Source organism: Streptomyces sp. NPDC055287 (assembly GCF_053646035.1).
This window is the reverse complement of sequence record NZ_JBSHNE010000136.1, coordinates 1-1,312: the sequence shown is the minus strand read 5'-3', so window position 1 is coordinate 1,312 and position 1,312 is coordinate 1. Positions and strand designations below refer to the sequence as shown.

Below are 1,312 nucleotides of genomic sequence, written 5' to 3'. Positions count from 1 at the left end.
CTGTCGGTGTGGGCCGCCCCCGGGTCAGGCGCCGGTGGCGGCCGGGACGGGGTCCGGACCGGGTCCGGAGCCGATGACCTGTGCGAGCAGGTTGAGGCCGGGACGGTCCACGGGTCGAGTGTTGGCGTTGAGGATGACGACTGCAGCCTGGCGTTCGGGGGCTATGGCCAGCAGGCTGCGGTAGCCGCCGGTGCCGCCGGTGTGGAACAGGATCCGGTGCTGGCTGCGGGGCAGGTAGGCCGAGATCCAGCCGGGATGAACAACGGCTCTGGCGTTGATGCGGTGGGCGGTGGTGTGGGTGAGAGCGATGGCTTCGGCGAGTTCTTCGGGTGCGGGGCCGATCTGGGCCCGGGCCAGCGTGAGCAGGTCGGGCACGGTGGAGTGCAGGCCGCCGGCGCCGGCGAGGGCGGCCAGGTGCCAGGGCGGGCGGGGGCGGCCGGTGCGGGAGTGGCCGGCGGCCAGTCGTGCGGTGCGTCCGGGGTCGAGAACCACGTGAGTGTCGGTCATGCCGAGGGGCCGACAGATCTCGGCCTGAATAAGCGCGTCGTAGTCGGTGCCGGTGTGGCGTGCCAGGGCGAGCCCGAGTAGGCCGGCGCCGAAGTTGGAGTAGCGGAAGCGGGTACCGGGCACCGACCGCAAACGGGTGCGCCGCAATCCGTCCAGCAGGAGTTCGCCCGTGCAGCCGGCGTAGGGGTCCGATCGGAACAGGCCTCGCGGCAGGAGGCTTTTGGGCAACCGGGGCAGGCCGGAGGTGTGGCAGGTCAGGTGAGCCAGCTTGATGACCTCACCGCCGCGTTCGGGAGCCGTGATGTCGCGGGGTAGCAGGTCGCGAAGCGGTTGGTCCAGCCCCACGGCGCCACGCACGGTGAGCTGGGCCAGGGCCAGCGCGGTGAACGTCTTGGTGAGGGAACCGATCTCGAACAGCGTGCCGGGGTCTGCGCCGTGCAGTGCGGACTGCCCGCCCCGGACGGCACCCACCACGACGACGCCACGCTGTCGGGCACCGAGCCGCTCCGCCGTTCGTCGTACCAGATCATCGAGGAGCGAGGTCATGATCGTCAGGCCTCCGTCCGGCCGAACAGGCGTCGGCCGCCGTACTTCTTGTGTACGGCCTGCTTTGAGACCCCCAGCGCCTCAGCGATCTGCGTCCACGTGGTCCCTGCCACCCGCGCCCGGTGCACCAGAACCTCTTCCTGTCCTTCCAGGCGGTGGCGCAGCGCGGCTGCCTCGCGCAGTGCTTCGACGGGATCGGCGTTCTCGGTGATCGACGAAATATCAACTCCAGTCATGAGTCAACCTTAGTTGACCTCCC

Annotated in this window: 2 protein-coding genes; both read right to left on the bottom strand. The window is 70.3% G+C overall.

Annotated features, from left to right (window positions below; all coding sequences use genetic code 11):
- Window positions 1-24 precede the first annotated feature (24 nt).
- Window positions 25-1,053 (bottom strand): serine hydrolase domain-containing protein, encoded by a 1,029-nt coding sequence (locus ACWIHY_RS40370; protein WP_454381753.1) that lies wholly within the window; start codon window positions 1,051-1,053, stop codon window positions 25-27.
- 5 nt (window positions 1,054-1,058) lie between these two features.
- On the bottom strand, window positions 1,059-1,289 hold the full coding sequence (locus tag ACWIHY_RS40365; RefSeq protein WP_454381752.1) for a hypothetical protein: 231 nt from the start codon (window positions 1,287-1,289) through the stop codon (window positions 1,059-1,061).
- Window positions 1,290-1,312 lie beyond the last annotated feature (23 nt).

Excerpts from the sequence above, each read along its gene's own strand:
- ACWIHY_RS40370 (WP_454381753.1), bottom strand. The coding sequence starts at position 1,053 with ATGACCTCGCTCCTCGATGATCTGGTACGACGAACGGCGGAGCGGCTC.
- ACWIHY_RS40365 (WP_454381752.1), bottom strand. The coding sequence starts at position 1,289 with ATGACTGGAGTTGATATTTCGTCGATCACCGAGAACGCCGATCCCGTC.